This window comes from Pseudooceanicola antarcticus, from assembly GCF_900215355.1.
GTDB lineage: Bacteria > Pseudomonadota > Alphaproteobacteria > Rhodobacterales > Rhodobacteraceae > Pseudooceanicola > Pseudooceanicola antarcticus.
The window spans coordinates 219066-237600 of the sequence record NZ_OBEA01000003.1 but is presented as its reverse complement, the minus strand read 5'-3'; the positions used below and the strand labels follow the sequence as shown (position 1 = coordinate 237600).

General features: G+C 67.9%; 20 protein-coding genes. 12 read left to right on the top strand and 8 right to left on the bottom strand.

The annotated features are described in order from the left end of the window. Window positions 1-105 precede the first annotated feature (105 nt). From CRO50_RS09065 to plsY, 4 genes are all read left to right on the top strand, one after another. Window positions 106-1059, top strand: a complete 954-nt coding sequence (locus CRO50_RS09065) for an aspartate carbamoyltransferase catalytic subunit (protein WP_097145584.1) — start codon at window positions 106-108, stop codon at window positions 1057-1059. A gap of 175 nt (window positions 1060-1234) precedes the next feature. Next, on the top strand, window positions 1235-1963 hold the full coding sequence (locus tag CRO50_RS09060) for a hypothetical protein (RefSeq protein WP_143516884.1): 729 nt from the start codon (window positions 1235-1237) through the stop codon (window positions 1961-1963). Between the two features lie 121 nt (window positions 1964-2084). After that, window positions 2085-3377, top strand: a complete 1293-nt coding sequence (gene pyrC / locus CRO50_RS09055) for a dihydroorotase (protein ID WP_097145582.1) — start codon at window positions 2085-2087, stop codon at window positions 3375-3377. Then, window positions 3370-3981, top strand: a complete 612-nt coding sequence (gene plsY / locus CRO50_RS09050) for a glycerol-3-phosphate 1-O-acyltransferase PlsY (protein ID WP_416061078.1) — start codon at window positions 3370-3372, stop codon at window positions 3979-3981. Before pyrC ends, plsY begins: the two co-directional genes overlap by 8 nt. A 37-nt stretch (window positions 3982-4018) precedes the next feature. On the opposite strand, the gene CRO50_RS09045 is transcribed toward plsY, so the two are convergent. The 5 genes from CRO50_RS09045 to CRO50_RS09025 form a co-directional block, all read right to left on the bottom strand. Continuing rightward, window positions 4019-4318, bottom strand: a complete 300-nt coding sequence (locus CRO50_RS09045) for a hypothetical protein (protein ID WP_097145580.1) — start codon at window positions 4316-4318, stop codon at window positions 4019-4021. A gap of 49 nt (window positions 4319-4367) precedes the next feature. Further along, window positions 4368-5738: a glutamate--cysteine ligase gene (locus tag CRO50_RS09040; RefSeq protein ID WP_097145579.1), complete on the bottom strand. Its 1371-nt coding sequence runs from the start codon at window positions 5736-5738 to the stop codon at window positions 4368-4370. Between the two features lie 93 nt (window positions 5739-5831). Next, window positions 5832-6350, bottom strand: coding sequence for a hypothetical protein (locus CRO50_RS09035; RefSeq protein WP_097145578.1), 519 nt, complete (start codon window positions 6348-6350; stop codon window positions 5832-5834). Next, a complete protein-coding gene (locus tag CRO50_RS09030) occupies window positions 6347-7213 on the bottom strand; it encodes a GNAT family N-acetyltransferase (protein WP_097145577.1) in 867 nt (288 codons plus the stop codon). Before CRO50_RS09030 ends, CRO50_RS09035 begins: the two co-directional genes overlap by 4 nt. Next, complete coding sequence (locus CRO50_RS09025; protein ID WP_097145576.1) at window positions 7210-7959, bottom strand: 16S rRNA (uracil(1498)-N(3))-methyltransferase; 750 nt, start codon at window positions 7957-7959, stop codon at window positions 7210-7212. Before CRO50_RS09025 ends, CRO50_RS09030 begins: the two co-directional genes overlap by 4 nt. Before the next feature lie 11 nt (window positions 7960-7970). On the opposite strand from CRO50_RS09025, the gene ubiA reads away from it, so the two are divergent. The 3 genes from ubiA (at window position 7971) to CRO50_RS09010 (ending at window position 11609) form a co-directional block, all read left to right on the top strand. Beyond that, on the top strand, window positions 7971-8954 hold the full coding sequence (gene ubiA, locus CRO50_RS09020) for a 4-hydroxybenzoate octaprenyltransferase (protein WP_179747240.1): 984 nt from the start codon (window positions 7971-7973) through the stop codon (window positions 8952-8954). 60 nt (window positions 8955-9014) lie between these two features. Continuing rightward, on the top strand, window positions 9015-11192 hold the full coding sequence (locus CRO50_RS09015; protein WP_097145575.1) for an OmpA family protein: 2178 nt from the start codon (window positions 9015-9017) through the stop codon (window positions 11190-11192). 87 nt (window positions 11193-11279) lie between these two features. Continuing rightward, the gene (locus tag CRO50_RS09010) at window positions 11280-11609 is read left to right on the top strand and encodes a hypothetical protein (RefSeq protein ID WP_097145574.1); all 330 of its coding nucleotides are present in this window, start codon (window positions 11280-11282) and stop codon (window positions 11607-11609) included. A 179-nt stretch (window positions 11610-11788) separates the two neighbouring features. Here the strand turns inward: CRO50_RS09010 and CRO50_RS09005 are convergent, their stop codons facing one another. The 3 genes from CRO50_RS09005 to pgsA are packed head-to-tail and all read right to left on the bottom strand — an operon-like array spanning window position 11789 to window position 13214. Next, on the bottom strand, window positions 11789-12247 hold the full coding sequence (locus tag CRO50_RS09005) for a molybdenum cofactor biosynthesis protein MoaE (protein WP_097145573.1): 459 nt from the start codon (window positions 12245-12247) through the stop codon (window positions 11789-11791). A gap of 2 nt (window positions 12248-12249) precedes the next feature. Then, on the bottom strand, window positions 12250-12495 hold the full coding sequence (moaD, locus tag CRO50_RS09000) for a molybdopterin converting factor subunit 1 (protein ID WP_097145572.1): 246 nt from the start codon (window positions 12493-12495) through the stop codon (window positions 12250-12252). 44 nt (window positions 12496-12539) lie between these two features. After that, a complete protein-coding gene (gene pgsA, locus CRO50_RS08995) occupies window positions 12540-13214 on the bottom strand; it encodes a CDP-diacylglycerol--glycerol-3-phosphate 3-phosphatidyltransferase (protein ID WP_097145571.1) in 675 nt (224 codons plus the stop codon). Window positions 13215-13402: 188 nt separating this feature from the next. Here pgsA and CRO50_RS08990 point away from each other — a divergent pair, with 188 nt between their 5' ends. From CRO50_RS08990 to uvrC, 5 genes are all read left to right on the top strand, one after another. Continuing rightward, window positions 13403-14203 (top strand): S49 family peptidase, encoded by an 801-nt coding sequence (locus tag CRO50_RS08990; RefSeq protein WP_097145570.1) that lies wholly within the window; start codon window positions 13403-13405, stop codon window positions 14201-14203. A 28-nt stretch (window positions 14204-14231) separates the two neighbouring features. Continuing rightward, on the top strand, window positions 14232-14420 hold the full coding sequence (locus tag CRO50_RS08985; protein ID WP_097145569.1) for a hypothetical protein: 189 nt from the start codon (window positions 14232-14234) through the stop codon (window positions 14418-14420). Between the two features lie 7 nt (window positions 14421-14427). After that, window positions 14428-15402, top strand: a complete 975-nt coding sequence (locus tag CRO50_RS08980; protein ID WP_097145568.1) for a calcium/sodium antiporter — start codon at window positions 14428-14430, stop codon at window positions 15400-15402. 15 nt (window positions 15403-15417) lie between these two features. Then, a complete protein-coding gene (locus CRO50_RS08975; protein ID WP_097145567.1) occupies window positions 15418-16212 on the top strand; it encodes an SDR family oxidoreductase in 795 nt (264 codons plus the stop codon). A gap of 288 nt (window positions 16213-16500) precedes the next feature. Then, a complete protein-coding gene (gene uvrC, locus CRO50_RS08970) occupies window positions 16501-18393 on the top strand; it encodes an excinuclease ABC subunit UvrC (protein ID WP_097145566.1) in 1893 nt (630 codons plus the stop codon). Window positions 18394-18535 lie beyond the last annotated feature (142 nt).

Genomic DNA, 18535 nt, shown 5'->3' with positions numbered 1-18535 from the left:
CCCCCGGGGACAGGAAAGCGCCTGCGGGACATCCGGAGCTTGGCATTGCCGCCGCCCCGTCCCCCGTCCTATAAGCCCCCAACACCGGCATGGCAGGAGAGCCCCATGAGCTTCAGGCAGCAGCACCTTCTCGGGATCGAGCATCTGGCCCCCGACGAGATCACCACCCTGCTGGACCGGGCCGAGGAATACGTGGCCCTCAACCGCTCTGCCGACAAGCATTCCGAGGCGCTGGCGGGACTTACCCAGATCAACATGTTCTTCGAGAACTCCACCCGCACCCAGGCCAGCTTCGAGCTGGCGGGCAAGCGGCTTGGCGCAGACGTGATGAACATGGCGATGCAGGCCTCCTCGGTGAAGAAGGGCGAGACCCTGATCGACACCGCGCTGACGCTGAACGCCATGCACCCCGACCTGCTGGTGGTGCGTCACCCCAATTCCGGTGCCGTCGACCTGCTGGCGCAGAAGGTGAACTGTGCCGTGCTGAACGCCGGTGACGGCCGCCACGAGCACCCCACCCAGGCGCTGCTCGACGCGCTGACCATCCGCCGTGCCAAGGGCCGGCTGCATCGCCTCAACATCGCCATCTGCGGCGACATCGCCCATAGCCGCGTGGCGCGCTCGAATCTGCTGCTGCTGCACAAGATGGAGAACCGCATCCGCCTCGTCGGTCCGCCGACCCTGGTGCCCGGCGCCTTCGCCGAACTGGGCTGCGAAATCTACGACAGCATGGAAGAGGGTCTGAAGGACGTCGACGTCGTGATGATGCTGCGCCTGCAGAAGGAACGCATGGACGGCGGCTTCATCCCTTCCGAGCGCGAGTATTACCACCGCTACGGGCTGGATGCCGAGAAGCTGGCCCATGCCGCCCCCGATGCCATCGTCATGCACCCCGGCCCGATGAACCGCGGCGTCGAGATCGACGGCACCATCGCCGACGACATCAACCGCAGCGTGATCCGCGACCAGGTCGAGATGGGCGTCGCTGTGCGCATGGCCGCCATGGATCTCTTGGCCCAGAACCTGCGCGCCCGCCGCGCCGCCGAGGCCGCCGCCTGAAGCGAGGGGCCGAACCGGGGGCCTGAGCCTTGCGGATCTGCCCCGTCCGACCCGGCCGCAGCCTGTCCGGGTGCGGGGACGGAGGCTGGACAGCCGCCGCCTGACGCCTAGTTCAAGGGTCAGCTTTGAGCCCGGCCTGCCGCCCTCTCTTTCCCTCACCGGGAAGACCATGCGGGTGAAACGCGGAACCCGCAGCCGCTGCATCGGGTTTGAATGGATAGAAGACACGCGCGAGGTCTTCGCCCAGACCGAAAAGCTCCGCAGCCCGAAGACCGCCCGGGACACCCTGAACGAGAGGCCCGCCATGCCCGCCGATCCTGAAACCACCATCCCCGCCAGCGCCGAGGTGCTGAGCCTCGGCCCCACCGACCGCGATGCGGTCTTCGTGCTGGCCGTCGACCCGGAGGTGCCGCAGATGGCACCGCTTCTGGCGCCGAAACGGCTCAATGGCCAAGCGGGCCGGACGCTGGCCGGTCTGCTGGGGCTTTCGCCCGAGGCCGATGGCGAGCTGGAGTTGGTGAACCCCGAAGACCTGGAGGGCGTGGGCCTTGCGGGCTACCTGGTCGAGGGGCTTGGGCTTGATGCCGCCGCCGTGGCCGGCGACCGCCAGAGACTGGAAGCGCTGACCGCGCCGGCGGTGCTGGTGCGCGGACGGATCGCGGGCCTGGAGGAAAGGGTCCTGCCGCTGCCCCGTGGCCTCAGCCTGGTCGGGCGCTATGGCACCACCTACACACCCATCGGGCTGGCCCCGCTCTCGGCGCGGGCCGCCAGCGGGGTGCTGCCCCCGATCCCCGGCGCCCTGCCTACCGGCTGGCGGCTGCCGCGCGCCTGGCAGGTGGCCCTTTTCATCTTCGGGATGGCCCTTCTGGGGGCGCTCTTCTGGCTGGCCCTGGCGCAGCTCTGACCATTTCCCGCCTACCCCCCCGGCGTCACATGCTTTATAGCCTGCCCGGAACGATCTGAACGTCGATCCGCGTCGCGATCCATGCCAGATCCGCCGAAGACCCGAGCAGCAAGGCCCGCCGATGACCACCACGCTTCTGACCAATGCCATCCTGATCGACCCCGAAGCGGGCACCGAAAGCCCCGGCAGCCTGCTCATCGGCGAGGGGCGCATCCTCGCAACCGGCGCGCGGGCAGAGGCGGCCAAGGCTGATGCGGTGCTGGATTGCGCTGGCAAGTGCCTGGCGCCGGGCATCGTCGACATCGGCGTCAAGGTCTGCGAGCCGGGCGAGCGCCACAAGGAAAGCTTCGGCACCGCCGGGCGCTCGGCGGCGGCAGGCGGCGTGACCACCATCGTCACCCGTCCCGACACCACCCCCGCCATCGACAATCCCGAGACGCTGGAATTCGTCACCCGCCGTGCCCGAGAGGACGCCCCGGTCCGCGTGCTGCCCATGGCCGCACTGACCAAGGCCCGCGAGGGGCGCGAGATGACCGAGATCGGCTTCCTCATGGACGCGGGCGCCGTGGCGTTCACCGATTGTGACCGCGTGGTCACCGACACCAAGGTGCTGCAACGCGCCCTGACCTACGCCAAGGCCCGCGGCGCGCTGGTGCTGGGCCATATCCAGGAGCCGGGCCTGTCGAAAGGCGCCTGCGCCACCTCGGGCAAGTTCGCGGCGCTGAAGGGCCTCTCGGCGGTCTCTCCCATGGCCGAGCGCATGGGCATCGACCGCGATGTCTCGCTGCTCGAGATGACCGGCGCGCGCTACCACTTCGACCAGGTGACCACCGCCCGCGCGCTGCCCGCGCTGGAACGCGCCAAGAAGAACGGGCTGGATGTCACCGCCGGGGTCTCGATCCACCACCTGACACTGAACGAATACGACGTCTCCGACTACCGGACCTTCTTCAAGGTCAAGCCGCCCCTGCGCGCCGAAGAGGACCGCCAGGCGGTGGTCGAGGCCGTGGCCTCGGGCCTGATCGACATCATCAGCTCGATGCACACGCCGCAGGACGAGGAAAGCAAGCGCCTGCCCTTCGAGGAAGCGGCCAGCGGTGCCGTGGCGCTCGAGACGCTGCTTCCGGCGGCCATGCGGCTGGTCCATGCGGGCGACCTGACCCTACCGGTGCTGTTCCGCGCGCTGTCGCTGAACCCCTCGAAACGCCTCGGGCTGGAAACGGGACGCCTGGCGGCTGGCGCGCCTGCGGACCTCGTGCTCTTCGACCCCCATGCGCCCTTCGTGCTGGATCGCTTCAAGCTGCTGTCAAAATCCAAGAACACCCCCTTCGATTCGGCCCGGATGCAGGGCCGCGTGCGCGCCACCTTCGTTGGCGGCGAACAGGTTCACGGAGAGCCCCTGAATGCTGCCTGAGATCACCTCTTCCGCGCTCACGCTGCTCATGGCCGGCGGGCTGGGCTACCTGCTGGGCTCGGTTCCCTTCGGCATCGTCATCGCCCGTCTCTTCGGGCTGGGCGACCTGCGCCAGATCGGCTCGGGCAATATCGGGGCGACCAACGTGCTGCGCACCGGCAACAAGCTGGCGGCGCTGCTGACCCTGGTGCTGGACAGCGGCAAGGGCGCGGCGGCGGTGCTGATCGCCCGCGCGCTGGCCGGAGAGGACGCAGTGCAGCTGGCGGGCTTCGCGGCCTTCCTCGGCCATTGCTTCCCGGTCTGGCTGGGCTTCAGGGGCGGCAAGGGCGTGGCGACCTTCCTGGGCACGCTGCTGGCCTTCTACTTCCCCGCGGGCCTTGCGGCCTGCGCAACCTGGCTGGTGATGGCGCTGGTCTTCCGCATCTCCTCGCTTTCCGCGCTGACGGCGGCGGCGGCGATGCCTGTCTGGCTCTGGGCGCTGGACCGGCCCCAGGCGGTGCTCTGGGCGTTGGCCCTGGCGGTGCTGATCTTCATCCGCCATGCCGCCAATATCCGCCGCCTGCTGAAGGGCGAAGAGCCCCGCATCGGCGGCAAGAAGGGCTGAGACGGCTGCCCGTCCGGGTGCCTCACGCCCGGTGGCCTCAGTCCACCGGGGTGGCGTCCACCAGCTCGACCAGCTTCGTCAGCTTGCGATAGATCCCGGTCAGGGTCAGGGCGCCACCGCCGACAAGGATGATCGTGCCGAAGCCCGCCCCCATCAGGATCGCCGCTTCCACCCAGACATAATTCGGCCGGTCGGGGGCATAGCCGCTGATCCCGAACTGCGAGAGCGATGCATTGTTGGCCACCAGCAGCGTCGTCGCCGCCAGCACGAGCAGCGCCGAGACCCCGCAGATCAGCAGGATCAGGATCTCGAAGGCCCGGATCATGAAATGTCGCATCGTATCCCCTCTTGCCCCTCGCGGGGCCGGAGGCGATCCGGGCCCGCGTTCAGTAGCTGAATTCGCCGAAGATGCGGGAGATATCCCCGCCCCATTCGCCCCTGTATCTTTCCAGAAGCTCGTCCGCCGGCACAAGCCCGCTTTCAATGCTTTCCTTCAGAGCGTTGAGGAAATGTGTCTCATCGGGGATCAGGCCGCCCGCTCCGGGGCGGGCGCGGGCCTTCAGGCCGGCTTCGGCGATCTCGACAACCTGGCGGGCCAGGTCATGCATGTCGATGCCGTCGACCTTGCCCTGCAGACCCTGGTCGGCCGCGGCGACGCGCAGGGCCTCGCGCTGCGGCGCGGTCAAGTCCTTGACCAGATCCCAGGCGGCATCCAGCGCGCCCTGGTCGTACATCAGCCCGACCCAGAAGGCGGGCAGCGCGCAGAGACGGCGCCATGGGCCACCATCGGCGCCGCGCATCTCGATGAATTTCTTCAGCCGCGCCTCGGGGAAGGCGGTGGTCAGATGGTCCGCCCAGTCCGACAGCGTGGGCTTCTCGCCCGGCAGCGCGGGCAGCTCGCCCTTCAGGAAGTCGCGGAAGCTCTGGCCCAGGGCATCGACATACTTGCCGTCGCGGTAGACGAAGTACATCGGCACATCCAGCGCATACTCGGCCCAGGCCTCGAAGCCGAAACCCTCGTCGAAGACGAAGGGCAGCATGCCGGTGCGTGCCGCGTCCATGTGGCGCCAGACCCAGGAACGGTAGGACTTCATCCCGTTGGGCTTGTTCTCGAAGAAGGGCGAATTAGCAAAGAGCGCCGTGGCCACGGGCTGCAGCGCCAGCGCCACGCGCATCTTCTGCACCATGTCCGCTTCCGAGCCGAAATCCAGGTTCACCTGCACGGTGCAGGTGCGCCGCATCATGGTGGTGCCGGTGGTGCCGACGCGGCTCTGGTAGGCATCCATCAGCTTGTAGCGGCCCTTCGGCATGAGGGGCATTTCCTCATGGCTCCAGGTCGGCGCGGCACCGAGGCCAATGAAGCCCACGCCGATCTCGTCGGCGATGCTCTTCACTTCCTTCAGGTGTTCGTTCACCTCGTCGCAGGTCTGGTGGATGGTCTCGAGCGGAGCGCCCGAGAGTTCCAGCGCGCCGCCGGGCTCGAGCGAGACATTGGCGCCATCCTTCTGCAGACCGATCAGCTTGCCGCCCTCTTCCACCGGCGCCCAGCCGTAGCGGTCGCGCAGGCCCGACAGGACCGCGTGGATAGAGCGCTCGCCGTCGTAGGGCAGCGGCTTCAGGCTGTCCTTGCAGTAGCCGAATTTCTCGTGCTCGGTGCCGATGCGCCAGTCTTCGCGGGGCTTGCAGCCCTCCGCGAGGTATTCCGCCAGCTGCTCGTGCCGCTCGATGGGGCCGCCGCCCGATTGGGGGATGGACATGGGAAGGGTCTCCGTCGGCTAACTGGTCGGGTCGTGATCGGGGCGCCCGGCAGGGGCAGGAGAGGTTAGGTCTGGGCCGATTTCAGCCGGGTGTCAATGCAGGCGCAACCGGGCGCGATCCCAGATCACGACAGGGTGAGGTGCCTCCGAGGCGGCGGCGCGCTGCACCTCGCCCACAAGCTTCTGGGTCCTGAGCCCCGGCAGCGCGGCGAAGACATCGAAGAGCGCATCGGCGCCTTCGGCATCCAGCGGGATCAGCAGGTCGGGCTGGCCATGCTGGGCCAGCCGCCAGGAGGGCGGGTTGGTGGCCGTCTCGAGCGTCAGGCGGTGGATCTCGGTCAGGGCGACGGCGCCGCCGGTGAAAGGCCCGAAATAGGCGATCTGGCCCTCGTCCACCTTCACCACGCCGACGCCACCGGCGTCATTGCGGAACCGCGCCCGCTGGATGCCGGCAAAGGTGATCGCGGCCCCGAGAAGCGCCAGCACCCCCGAGAGCCAGGGAATATAGCCATGGGTCGCCACCACGCCCCAGAGGCCAAGCGCGGTCACCGCCACGCCCAGAAGCGCTTCGCGCCAACGGGCGATCTGACCCTGGGCCTCTGGGCGGATCATGCGGAGACCCCGCCGGGAATGGTCAGCACCCGGTCCGGCATGGCGACGCGGTAGTCGCCGATGCGCCGGAAACCGATGCCCTCGTAGGCCCGCGCGGCAGCGGGGTTGGCGGCAAAGAGCAGCGCCAGCCGGGCACCTGACTCCCGCGCCTGCGCCAGCAGCAGCGCGGTGACCCTGCGGCCCAGCCCGCGATTGCGGGTCTCGCGCGGGACGTAGACGCCGCCGACCTGCACCACGTCGGCCACCTCGGCATTGAGCGCCGCCATGGCGACCGGCTGGCCATCCTCGATCATCAGACGGCATGGCGGAGAGCCCGCGATCACATCGCGCGCACGGCGTTCGGCCTCCTCCTGCGCCTCGCCGGGATCGGCGGGGGCGAGACCGGTATCGGCGATGTAGGCGCGGAACCAACGGGTCAGCAGGGCCTCGTCGCCGGGCTCCGGCGCGCGCAGCTTTCCGGGCACCTCCGGCAGATCGGCCAGGTCGAGGCTGTAGAGCGGTTCAACCTCGTTGCGCTCGATCTGCGCCGTCAGCCCGAGCGCGTCCAGATAGGCCCGCGCCTGGCCGGCCTCCCCGGTCAGGCCGCGCATGTGGCGACCGGCGAAATGGGCCGCTGCGGCATCGAAGGCCTCCCGCTCCTGTCCCGGACATTGCAGCATCAGGAAGCCCCGGCCGGAGATCCCGAAGATGGCGCGGATCGGCCCCTCTGCGGGCCAGATCAGGTAATCGCCGGAATAGGGATGCTCGGTCTGCCCCACCCCCTGCGCCGCGATATTGCTGCGCAGGAACATCGAGGTCTCGGGGTGGCGCGACAGGAAGGCCTCCATCGCGGGGATATCGGCGGGCGCGGCTTCGCGGATCATCCCCAGTCCCCCAGGGTCGCCTGCCAGAGCGCCAGCGCCGCCACCGCCGCCGTATCGGCGCGCAGGATGCGGGGGCCAAGCTGGACCGGCCAGGCATTGGGGTGGTTGTGCAGCCGCTTGCGCTCTGCCGGAGAGAACCCGCCCTCGGGCCCGATCAGCACCGCCCAGGGGCCCTTCGGCGCATCCGAGAGCTTGCGCGGCGCCCCGTCGGGCGTGCCATAGGAAGCCTCGGCGAAGGCCTCGTCGCAGAACATCAGCTGGCGGTCCTCGGGCCAGTCCGAAAGCAGGCGGTCAAGGCGGGCGAGGTCATCGACCTCGGCCACGTAGGTGCCGCCGCATTGCTCGGCGGCCTCGACCGCATGGGCCTGCAGGCGGTCACGGCGGATACGCTCGGCATTGGTGAAATCGGTCTGCACGGGACAGATCCGCGCGGCCCCCATCTCGGCGGCCTTCTCGACGATGAAATCGGTGCGCGCCTTCTTGATCGGGGCAAAAAGCAGCCACAGGTCCGGCGGCGCGCCCTGGGGCTTCGACTGGCTGCGGCAGGTCAGCACCCCGCCGCGCTTGCCGGCGCTGGTGACCTCGGCTTGCCACTCTCCGTCACGCCCGTTGAAGAGCGCCACGGCGGCGCCCTCGGTCAGCCGCATCACCCCGAAGAGGTAATGCGCCTGGTCGCGCTCGAGCGGAACGGTTTGCCCTTCCCCCAGCGGGTGCTCTACACAGAGCCTGATCTTCGCCATATCCATGGGACCTACATATGACCAGCGAACCTGCGATGCCAGAGCAAGAGAGCGGCCCGAAGGCGGGCCAGGTCTCGGACGCGGTGAAGGGCAATTGGGTCGACCGGCTAGCCCCCGCCTGGTCCCGCCCCTACCTGCGCCTGTCGCGCGCCGACCGGCCGATCGGCACCTGGCTTCTGCTGCTGCCCTGCTGGTGGAGCCTCTTCCTGGCCATCGCCGCAGGTGGCGACCCGCGCCTGTCGGACCTGTGGATCTTCGCCGGCTGCGGCGCCGGCGCCTGGCTGATGCGCGGCGCGGGCTGCACCTGGAACGACATCACCGACCGCAACTTCGACGGCATGGTCGAGCGCACGCGCTCGCGGCCCATCCCCTCGGGGCAGGTCTCGGTGAAGCAGGCGGTGGCCTGGATGGTGGCGCAGGCGCTGGTGGCCTTCGCGATCCTGCTGACCTTCCCGCCGCTGGCCATCCTGCTGGGGGTGGTCTCGCTGGCGCCGGTCTGCATCTATCCCTTTGCCAAGCGCTTTACCTGGTGGCCGCAGATCTTCCTGGGGCTCGCGTTCAACTGGGGCGCCATCCTGGGCTGGGCGGCACATGCGGAAAGCCTGTCCTGGCCACCCCTGGTGCTCTATCTTGCAGGCATCGGCTGGACGCTGTTCTACGACACCATCTATGCCCACCAGGACAAGGAGGACGACGCTCTGATCGGGGTGAAGTCCACCGCCCGGCTCTTCATGGAGCGCACGCCCGCCTGGCTGGCGCGCTTCCTGGTCGCCACCGTGGCCCTGATGGGTCTGGTGGTGATCGGTGCCCTGCTGCCCCAGGCCAGCCCGCTGGGTCTGGTGCTGGCGCTCATGGGGCCCTGGGCCATGGGGATGCACATGTTCTGGCAGCTCCGGCGCTACGACGACCAGGACATGGACCGGCTACTGATGCTTTTCCGGTCCAATCGGAACGCAGGCCTGCTGCCCTTGCCATTTTTCGCCGCCGCCTTCCTGGTCTGATTGCCAAGGATGACCCGCCCGTCTACAGATCCCTAGAACAGAAACGACCCAAGATAACACATGCGCCTCTCTGCCATCGCCATCCTCGCCGGCTCGTTCCTGGCCGCCGCCGCCGGGAGCCTCGTGGCCGCGGGTTTCGCGGTCAGCATGATCGAGGACAATTCCGAGATCTCCGTGCGCCATGCGCTGGACGACAACGGGTTGAGCTGGGCAGAGGTTGCGGCCGATGGCCTGCAGGTGGTGCTCTCGGGCGTGGCACCGACCGAGGCGCGGCGCTTCTCGGCCAAGTCGGTGGCCAGCACCGTGGTCGATGCCTCGCGGGTGATCGACCGCATGGAGGTGCAGTCGCGCACCGGCATCGCTCCGCCGCGTTTCTCGGTCGAGATTCTGCGCAACGGCCCCGAGCTGTCGCTAATCGGCCTGATCCCCATGCAATACGACCGCGATGGCCTGGTCGAACGCGCCCAGAAGCTGCGCGGCGTCGCGGAGGTCTCTGACCTGCTGCAGACCGCCGATTACCCGGTGCCCGAGGGCTGGGGCGACACGGTGGACTACGCGCTGGACGCGCTGCGCCTGCTGCCGCAGTCGAAGATCTCCCTGACCGCCAATACCGTCTCGATCACCGCGATGAGCCAGAGCACCGAAGAGCGACGCCGGCTGCAATCGGAGCTGACCCGCGACGCCGGCACCGAGATCGCCCTGAACCTCGACATCTCTGCCCCGCGTCCCATCGTGGCCCCCTACACCCTGCGTTTCGTGCTGGACGAGGACGGCGCCCGGTTCGACGCCTGCACCGCCGACACCGAAGCTGCCCGCAAGACCATCCTCGACAGCGCCCGCGCCCTGGGCGCGCCGGCCACCGCCGGCTGCCTGATCGGCCTCGGCGTGCCCTCGTCGGACTGGGCCGATGCCAGCGCCCAGTCGATCCGGGCGCTTGGCCGCCTCGGCGGCGGCACCGTCAGCTTCTCGGATGCCGATATCAGCCTGATCGCCGCCGAGGGGACCGACCCCGCGCTCTTCGACGAGGTCGTGGGCACGCTGGAGAACACCCTCCCCGAGGTCTACGCCCTGCATGCGGTGCTGCCCGAGGTGCCCGATGCCGAGGCCGAAGGCCCGCCCGAGTTCCTCGCCACGCTCAGCCCCGAGGGTCTCTTGCAGATCCGGGGCCGCCTGGGCGACGAGCTGACCAAGCGCGCCGTGGAAAGCCTGGCCCGCGCCCGCTTCGGCTCGGAGAACGTCTATTCCGCCGCCCGCCTCGAAGAAGGCCTGCCCGAGACCTGGCCGCTGCGGGTACTGACCGCGCTCGACGCGCTGTCGCAGCTCTCCAATGGTGCGGTCACCGTGACCCCCGACGAGGTGTCGGTGCGCGGCAATACCGGCAATGCCGAGGCCTCCGACCAGATCGCGCGCCTCCTGGGCGAGAAGCTGGGCAATGCCGAGACCTATGCCATCGAGGTCACCTACCAGGAGAAACTGGACCCGGTCGCCTCGATCCCGACGCCCGAGGAATGCCTGGCCAACCTGCAGGCGATCCAGGACGATGGCGCCAAGATCAACTTCGAGCCGGGCTCGACCAATGTTGCCTCCGACAGCCTGGACCTGCTGGACCAGATGGCCGAGGTACTGAAGGAATGCCCCAACCTGGCGCTTGAGATTGGTGGCCACACCGACAGCCAGGGCCGCGAAGAGATGAACCTCAACCTCAGCCAGCAGCGCGCCCAGGCGATCCTGAACGAGCTGCGCTTGCGCCGGGTGCTGACACGCACCTTCGTCGCCCAGGGCTATGGCGAGAGCCAGCCCATTGCCGACAACGGCACCGAGGAGGGCCGCGAGGCCAACCGCCGCATCGAGTTCCGCCTGATAGACGCCGATGCCGATGCCGATGCGGGGAGCGATGCAGAGGCCGATGAGGGGAAAGAGGACGCCTCGGACGCCAGCGCCGGCTCGGACGGTGCAGAGGCCCTTGAAGAGCAGGACGCAAGCGGCGAAGCTGCGGCAGAGGCGGGCTCGGGGGACGAGGCTGCCGACGGGAACGATACGGCCAGCGCAGAGGAGGCCTCCGAGGCGGACTCCGCGAGCCAGGATGAGGGCACCGAGACCGAAGCGGCTTCGGAAGACGAGGGCTCTGACGCGGCCCCTTCCGAGGACGAGAACACCGCGCCTGCGGATGCTGCCGCCGGGGTTCTGGAAAGCGCCCAGGCCATTGCCGAAGCCGTTGCGGGCACGGGCGGGAATTAATCCGAGCGGGGGCGCTTCTGCCCCGCGCACGGCACAAGACAGGTTGTCGGGCCACGAGAGCCCGGCGCCAGGAACGGGGACAGACGGGTGAACAGGACCGAATTCATCATTGCCACGGCGATCATTCTCTTCGTGGCGTTTTGCCTGGGCTGGTTTGCCTATTGGCTGATCCACCGCTTCACGCGGGTGTCGACGGCTGACGTGGGCGAGCTGGAACGCATGGCCCAGGAGCTGCACGAGGCGGAAGAGACCCGCGACCAGGCCATCACCTATCTGCAGCAGCGCGAGGCCGAGCTGACCAACCAGCTGTCCCAGACCGAGGCCGAGCTCTCGGCGGCCATGGAGGGTCTGCGCGAAGCCCGCCACGAGGCCGAAGAGTTGCGCGCCTACATCGAGCGCACCCACCAGCCGGGCTGACGCCCGCCCGGACGTGGAGGCAGGCGGGGGTTTCGCGCCCGCACCCCCGGTGTAATTTCAGCCGTCGAATGGAAAGAGCCGCGCTTTCACCTGCGCGACCGGGGGCCCTGCCCCCCGCCTGCAAGGGGGCTCGATGCCCCCGCGAAGGCGCCCCCCCCCTCGCCGCGCAGGTTCAGGGGTCAGCGCCAGCGCGACAGGGCGTCTTCGTCCTCGGGCTTGGCCTCGACCCAGCTTTCGCCCGCGTCGGTGCTTTCCTTCTTCCAGAAGGGGGCCCGGCTTTTCAGGAAATCCATGAGAAAGTCGGCCGCCTCGAAGGCCGCACGGCGGCGCGGCGAGGCGGTGGCCACCATCATGATCGGCTCTTCCGGTGCCATGGCACCATAGCGGTGCAGGATCAGCACCGGCCCCAGCTCCCAGCGGGTGGTGGCCTCTTCGGCGATCTTGCGCAGCGCCTTCTCGGTCATGCCGGGGTAATGCTCGATCTCCATCCGCGACAGGCCGCCGGCCAGGTCGCGCACCAACCCGGTGAAGCTGACCACGGCGCCTGCGCCGGCCTGCGCCGCCAGCGGCGTGAAGGCCGAGAGCTCGGCGCCGGGATCGAAGGCTGCCTCCTGGACGCGGATATCCGGGCTGGCCATGTTCAGCCCCCCGTCATCGGCGGGAAGAAGGCCACTTCGCGCACACCGTCCAGGGGGGCATCGAAGTCCGAGAGCTCCTGATCCAGGGCCACGCGGATGGCCTTGAGATCGGAGAAGGCCAGCGCATAGCGCTCTTCACGGGCGGCCAGTTCGGCCACCAGCTCGTTGACCGTCGTGGCATCGGTGCGGACCTGCTCTTTCGGCAGGCCGATCCGTTCCCTGATCCAGGCGAAATAGAGGATCTGCATGGGACCTCGCTCTGAGCTATCCGGGCGGTCGAAGGGCCCTGCCCTCAACCCGCGCTGTCGTCGTCGCGCAGATGCGGGCGGGCCTTCAGGAAGTAATCCGCCCCGGTGATCACGGTCAGCGCCGCGGCGATCCAGATCAACGCCAGACCGGCCCAGCCGGCGAGGTCGTGGATCAGGAAGAGCCCGCGCAGGCCTGCCTCATCCGCATGTTCGCCGGTCAGCATACCCTCGACCATGCCGTTGTCGAGACCGAAGAGCGCCGCGCCAAGGTATTGCTCGGCCAGCCCCTGCACCAGCAGCACCGCGATTGCCACCATCTGCGCCGTGGTCTTCCACTTGGCCAGCTTGGTCACCTTCAGCAGCCCCGCCGTTTCGCCCAGGTATTCGCGCAGCCCCGAGACGAAGACCTCTCGGAATAGGATCAGCGCGGCGGGCAGGATCAGGGCCTCGGACAGGGACGAGACATGGGCCAGCACCATGAGCGCGATCACCACCATCGCCTTGTCGGCAATCGGGTCCAGCATGGCGCCCAGCTTCGAGACCTGGTTCCAGGCCCGCGCCAGCTGGCCGTCGACGTAGTCGGTGAGCGAGGCCAGCACGAAGAGCGCCAGCGCGGCGGCATCGGCAGCGGGTCGCGGCAGCAACAGGAAACACAGCGCCATGCCGGGCGAGGCCAGCAGTCGCAGGATTGTCAGGATATTGGGCAGGGTCATTTGCATGGCTCTCTCCTAGCCTGCCTTTGAACGCTGGGAAAGCAAGATTGCAGCTCTGGGGCCTCTCGGGCGGCGCGTTGCGGCAGTCCGGGGCCCCGAGGTCACGGCGCGGCAACCGGCAGACGAAACGGCAAGGGCGTTTTTGCCGCCGCTGCAGCCTTGCCTGCCGCAGGCCCGCGCCTTACATCCCGAACATGGCTTTCTGGAATCCCTTCGCGAAACGCGGCGCTACCGTCGCGGTCATCAGGCTGAGCGGCATGATCGCTTCCGGTCCCCGCGGCCCGCTGAGCGAGGAGGCCCTGTCCTCCACCATCGAGCGCGCCTTCAAACGCGGCAAACCCGCCGCCGTCGCCCTGTCGATCAACTCTCCCGGCGGCTCGCCGGTGCAGAGCGCGCTGATCGCGGCGCAGATCCGGCGGCTGGCCGAAGAGAAAAAGGTCCCCGTCATCGCCTTCGTCGAGGATGTCGCGGCCTCGGGCGGCTACTGGCTGGCCTGTAGCGCCGACGAGATCCTGGCCGACGAGAGCTCGATCCTGGGCTCGATCGGGGTCATCTCCTCGGGCTTCGGTGCCCATGTCTTCCTGGCCCGCCAGGGGATCGAGCGCCGCGTCTACACCGCCGGCGAAAGCAAGAGCATGCTTGACCCCTTCCAGCCCGAGAAGGAAGAGGATGTCGAGCGCCTGAAGGGCCTGCTGGACGAGATCCACGGCAATTTCATCGCGCAGGTCAAAGGCCGTCGCGGCGACAAGCTTAAATCCGACCCCGAGCTCTTCTCGGGCCGGGTCTGGCTGGGCCGCAGCGCGGTCGAGATGGGCCTGGCCGACGGCATCGGCCACCTGGTGCCCGTGCTGAAGGAGCGCTATGGCAAGGACGTCAAGCTGCGCCGCTACGGCGGCCGCAAGCGGGGCCTGCTGCAACGCATCGGCATGTCCATCCTGGGCGACCCCCTGGCAATGATCGAGGAGCGGGCCGCTTTCGCCCGCTTCGGCCTCTGAGAATGCGTCAACGGGCAGCCCGGACCAGATGATCCTCAAAGTCGTGACCCTCTTCCTTGCGGCCATGGCCGTGCTGGCCATGTTCGGCAAGCTGCGGCTGCCCGGCGGCAAGGGCCTGCGCAAGCCGGGTCAGGCGAAATGTCCCAAATGCGGGCGCCACCGGATCGGCAAGGGGCCCTGCCCCTGCTCCGGCAAACGAAAAGTGAATAGGAGTTAACCCGTAAATGCTCGTCTGGCTCATGGTTGCGCTTGGCCTCGTCATCCTGCTGCTGGCAGGCGACATGCTGGTGCGCGGCGCCGTCAACCTGGCGCTTCGGGTGGGTATCCCCGCCCTGCTGGTCAGCCTGACCATCGTGGCCTTCGGTACCTCGGCGCCCGAGCTCCTGATCTCGCTCAAGGCCGCCGCGCAGGACAAGCCCGGCCTGGCGCTTGGCAACGTGGTGGGCTCGAACACCGCCAATATCCTGCTGGTGCTGGGCATCCCGGCAATCCTGGCGACCATGCACACCGGCACCTGCGAGACCCGCAAGAGCTTCGTGGTGATGATCGGCGGCACGCTGCTGTTCCTGCTCCTGGCCCTGCGCGGCCAGTTCGACCTCCTGTCCGGCGTGGTGCTGCTGTCGGTGCTGGCGCTGATCCTGATGGACCAGGGCCGCGAGGCGCTGCGCCACCGCCGCGACGGTGCCGGTGCGGGCGCCTGCGCTGCCGCGGATGACGACGAGCTGGAAGAGATCGAGGGCGCTGATCCGCACATGCCCTGGTGGAAGGTGATCCTCTACCTCGTTCTGGGCCTCGTGGGCCTGCCCTTCGGTGCCTCGATCCTGGTCGACAGCGCCTCGGAGATCGCCCGCGACTACGGCATCAGCGAAACCGTGATCGGCCTGACCCTCGTGGCGCTCGGCACCTCGCTGCCCGAGCTGGCGACCACGGTCATGGCCGCGCTGCGCCGCCAGGCGGACGTGGCGCTTGGCAATGTCATCGGCTCGAACCTGTTCAACCTGCTGGCCATCATCGGCGTGACCTCGCTCTTTGCGAAGATCCCCGTGGACATGCCCGAGCTGCAGTTCGACTTCGCCGTCATGCTCGGCGCCTCGCTGCTGCTGATCCCCTTCGTGTTCCTGGGCCGTGACATCAATCGGCTCTGGGGCATTGTCCTTTCGGCGCTATATGTCGCCTACGTATTCGTTGTCCTGAGCTGATCCGGAGGTTTCCAGATGTCCCCTGTTCCCGCGAAGAAGGCCCTTGTCACCGGAGCGGGCCGCCGTCTGGGCCGGGCCATGGCCCTGACCCTGGCCGAGGAAGGGCATGACGTTGCCATCCACTACCACGGCTCCGCCGAGGCGGCCGAAGAGGTCGCGGGCCTGATCCGCGGTATGGGGCGCCAGGCGACCACCCTGCAGGCCGACCTGACCAGCGAGGCCGAGGTAGAGCCGCTGATCGGTCTCGCCTCGGAGGCGCTCGGCGGACCGCTGACCTGCCTGATTAACAATGCCTCGGCCTTCGACTACGACAATATCCGCACCGCCAGCCGCGCTTCCTGGGACCGCCACATGGAAGCCAACCTGCGCGCGCCCTTCCTGCTGACCCAGCTCTTCGCCGCCCAGGCCCCCGCCGCCGGCACCGACGAGCGCGGAGAACCGCTGGCCCATGGTCTGGTGGTGCAGATGCTGGATCAACGCGTCCACAAGCTGACGCCCGAGTTCATGTCCTACACGATCTCGAAGCTGGGCCTCTGGGCCTTTACCCAGACCGCGGCGCAGGCGCTTGCTCCCGCAGTACGTGTAAATGCCATCGGTCCCGGTCCGACCCTGCAGGGCGCCCGCCAGAGCGATGCCCATTTCGCCGCACAGCGCCGCAACACGGTGCTGGAGCGCGGCTCCAACGCCGAGGATATCTGCGGCGCGCTGCGCTATTTCCTGGGCGCGAAAGGGGTCACCGGACAGCTGATTTGCACCGATGGCGGACAGCATCTTGGCTGGCGCACCCCGGATGTTCAGGGCGTCGAGTAGTCCCAACCGAGAAGACTTTTGCACCTGTCACAACGCGTTTACAAAGCCGTTACCAAAAGCTTAATGTTTTCAGTCGCTTGACTTAACTCATTAATTTTTTCGAGCAAAATCAATAGCTTGAAAAAGCGCACAAATTTTGGTCAGGTCAAGGAAAGCACCACGAAACAAGGGTTTTTTCCGGGTGTCAAAATCCTATCCCCTGACTTATCCACAGAAAGCGGGGACAGCTTTTCTCTTGTCACGGCGGGTGGAAATTTGCAGCCAGAGTGAGAATCGAGACGGAATCGCATGAGCCAGGAAAATGACATCGAAGAGAGCGAAGCGGCCCCGGCCTCCGGGCTCTCGGGCCATGCGCTGATCGCCTCCTACCTGCCGCTTCTCGACAGCTCTCCCGGCGTCTACCGGATGCTCGATTCCGAAAGCCGGGTGCTTTACGTCGGCAAGGCGCGCAACCTAAAGGCGCGGGTCTCGAACTACGCGCGGCCCTCGGGGCACAGCGGCCGGATCGCCCGGATGATCCGCGAGACCGCGCGGATGATGTTCCTCACCACGCGTACGGAAACCGAAGCGCTGCTGCTGGAACAGAACCTGATCAAGCAGCTGAAACCGCGCTACAACGTGCTGCTGCGCGACGACAAGAGCTTCCCGGATATCCTGGTGGCGAAGGATCATGCCTTCCCCCAGATCCGCAAACATCGCGGCGCGCGCAAGCCCAAGGGCGCCTACTACGGCCCCTTCGCCAGCGCCGGCGCGGTGAACCGGACGCTCAACCAGCTGCAACGGGTCTTCCTGCTGCGCAACTGCACCGACAGCGTCTTCGAGGGTCGCTCGCGGCCCTGCCTGCTCTACCAGATCAAGCGCTGTTCCGCGCCCTGCGTCGGCTACATCTCCGAGGCGGATTACGCCGCCACCGTCGCCGATGCCGAGCGTTTCCTGCAGGGCCGCTCCACGGATGTGCAGGAGAAGCTGGCCGCCGAGATGCAGGCCGCCAGCGACGAGATGGAATTTGAACGCGCCGCGGCCCTGCGGGACCGGATCAAGGCGCTGACCCAGGTGCAGAGCAGCCAGGGCATCAACCCGCGCTCCACCGCCGAGGCCGATATCGTCGCGCTGCACATGGAAGGCGGCCAGGCCTGCGTGCAGGTCTTCTTCATCCGCGCCAACCAGAACTGGGGCAACCAGGATTTCTACCCCCGCGCCGGGGTCGATGTCTCGGAGGCAGAGGTGCTGGAAGCCTTTCTCGGCCAGTTCTACGACACCAAGGAGCCGCCCCGGCAGATCCTGCTGTCACATGGCATCGAGAACGCCGACCTGATGGAAGAAGCCCTCTCCGAGAAGGCCGGCCGCAAGGTCGAGCTCCTGGTCCCGCAACGCGGCGAGAAGGCCGAGCTCATCGCCTCTGCCGCGCGCAACGCGCGCGAAAGCCTGGGCCGCCGCATGGCCGAAAGCGCGACGCAGACGAAGCTGCTGAAAGGCCTGGCCGAGGCCTTCGGCCTCGAGAAGACCCCCGAGCGGGTCGAGGTCTACGACAACTCGCATATCCAGGGCACCAATGCGGTCGGCGGGATGATCGTCGCCGGGCCCGAGGGCTTCCTGAAATCGCAGTACCGCAAGTTCAACATCAAGGGCGAAGACCTGGTGCCGGGCGATGACTTCGGCATGATGAAAGAGGTCCTGACCCGCCGCCTGAAGCGCCTGCTGAAGGAAGACCCAGACCGCCAGAACGGCATGTGGCCGGACCTGCTGCTGATCGACGGCGGCGCGGGCCAGGTCTCGGCGGTGCAGCAGATTCTCGACGAGATGGGCGTGCCCGACCTGCCCATGGTCGGCGTCGCCAAGGGCGTCGACCGCGACCACGGCAAGGAGGAATTCCACCGCCCCGGTCAGCGCCCCTTCGCCCTGAAGATGAACGACCCGGTGCTCTACTTCGTCCAGCGCATGCGTGACGAGGCGCACCGTTTCGCCATCGGCACCCACCGGGCCAAGCGCGCCAAGTCCAACATGGCCAACCCGCTGGACGAGGTGCCCGGCGTCGGCGCCACCCGCAAGCGCGCGCTGCTGGCCCATTTCGGCTCTGCCAAGGCGGTCAGCCGGGCGGGGCTGCAGGACCTGAAGGCCGTCGACGGGATCTCCGACAGCCTGGCAGAAGCCATCTACGACCATTTCCACGCCGGCTCCTGAGGCCGCCTCCGGCGGGAGTATTTTCAGCCTGGTGATGAGGCAGCGCGCGCCCTCCCGAGAGGCTCCTTCCCTTGACCAGGGGCGCTTGATCCCCCTGAAAAAAGTAGGGCGCCCTCGATGGGGCGCCCCTTTCTCATCACCA

Coding starts and splice junctions, on each gene's coding strand:
- CRO50_RS09065 (WP_097145584.1), top strand. CDS start 106: ATGAGCTTCAGGCAGCAGCACCTTCTCGGGATCGAGCATCTGGCCCCC.
- pyrC (WP_097145582.1), top strand. CDS start 2,085: ATGACCACCACGCTTCTGACCAATGCCATCCTGATCGACCCCGAAGCG.
- CRO50_RS09045 (WP_097145580.1), bottom strand. CDS start 4,318: ATGCGACATTTCATGATCCGGGCCTTCGAGATCCTGATCCTGCTGATC.
- CRO50_RS09040 (WP_097145579.1), bottom strand. CDS start 5,738: ATGTCCATCCCCCAATCGGGCGGCGGCCCCATCGAGCGGCACGAGCAG.
- CRO50_RS09035 (WP_097145578.1), bottom strand. CDS start 6,350: ATGATCCGCCCAGAGGCCCAGGGTCAGATCGCCCGTTGGCGCGAAGCG.
- CRO50_RS09030 (WP_097145577.1), bottom strand. CDS start 7,213: ATGATCCGCGAAGCCGCGCCCGCCGATATCCCCGCGATGGAGGCCTTC.
- CRO50_RS09025 (WP_097145576.1), bottom strand. CDS start 7,959: ATGGATATGGCGAAGATCAGGCTCTGTGTAGAGCACCCGCTGGGGGAA.
- ubiA (WP_179747240.1), top strand. CDS start 7,971: ATGACCAGCGAACCTGCGATGCCAGAGCAAGAGAGCGGCCCGAAGGCG.
- CRO50_RS09015 (WP_097145575.1), top strand. CDS start 9,015: ATGCGCCTCTCTGCCATCGCCATCCTCGCCGGCTCGTTCCTGGCCGCC.
- CRO50_RS09005 (WP_097145573.1), bottom strand. CDS start 12,247: ATGGCCAGCCCGGATATCCGCGTCCAGGAGGCAGCCTTCGATCCCGGC.
- moaD (WP_097145572.1), bottom strand. CDS start 12,495: ATGCAGATCCTCTATTTCGCCTGGATCAGGGAACGGATCGGCCTGCCG.
- pgsA (WP_097145571.1), bottom strand. CDS start 13,214: ATGCAAATGACCCTGCCCAATATCCTGACAATCCTGCGACTGCTGGCC.
- CRO50_RS08990 (WP_097145570.1), top strand. CDS start 13,403: ATGGCTTTCTGGAATCCCTTCGCGAAACGCGGCGCTACCGTCGCGGTC.
- CRO50_RS08985 (WP_097145569.1), top strand. CDS start 14,232: ATGATCCTCAAAGTCGTGACCCTCTTCCTTGCGGCCATGGCCGTGCTG.
- CRO50_RS08980 (WP_097145568.1), top strand. CDS start 14,428: ATGCTCGTCTGGCTCATGGTTGCGCTTGGCCTCGTCATCCTGCTGCTG.
- CRO50_RS08975 (WP_097145567.1), top strand. CDS start 15,418: ATGTCCCCTGTTCCCGCGAAGAAGGCCCTTGTCACCGGAGCGGGCCGC.
- uvrC (WP_097145566.1), top strand. CDS start 16,501: ATGAGCCAGGAAAATGACATCGAAGAGAGCGAAGCGGCCCCGGCCTCC.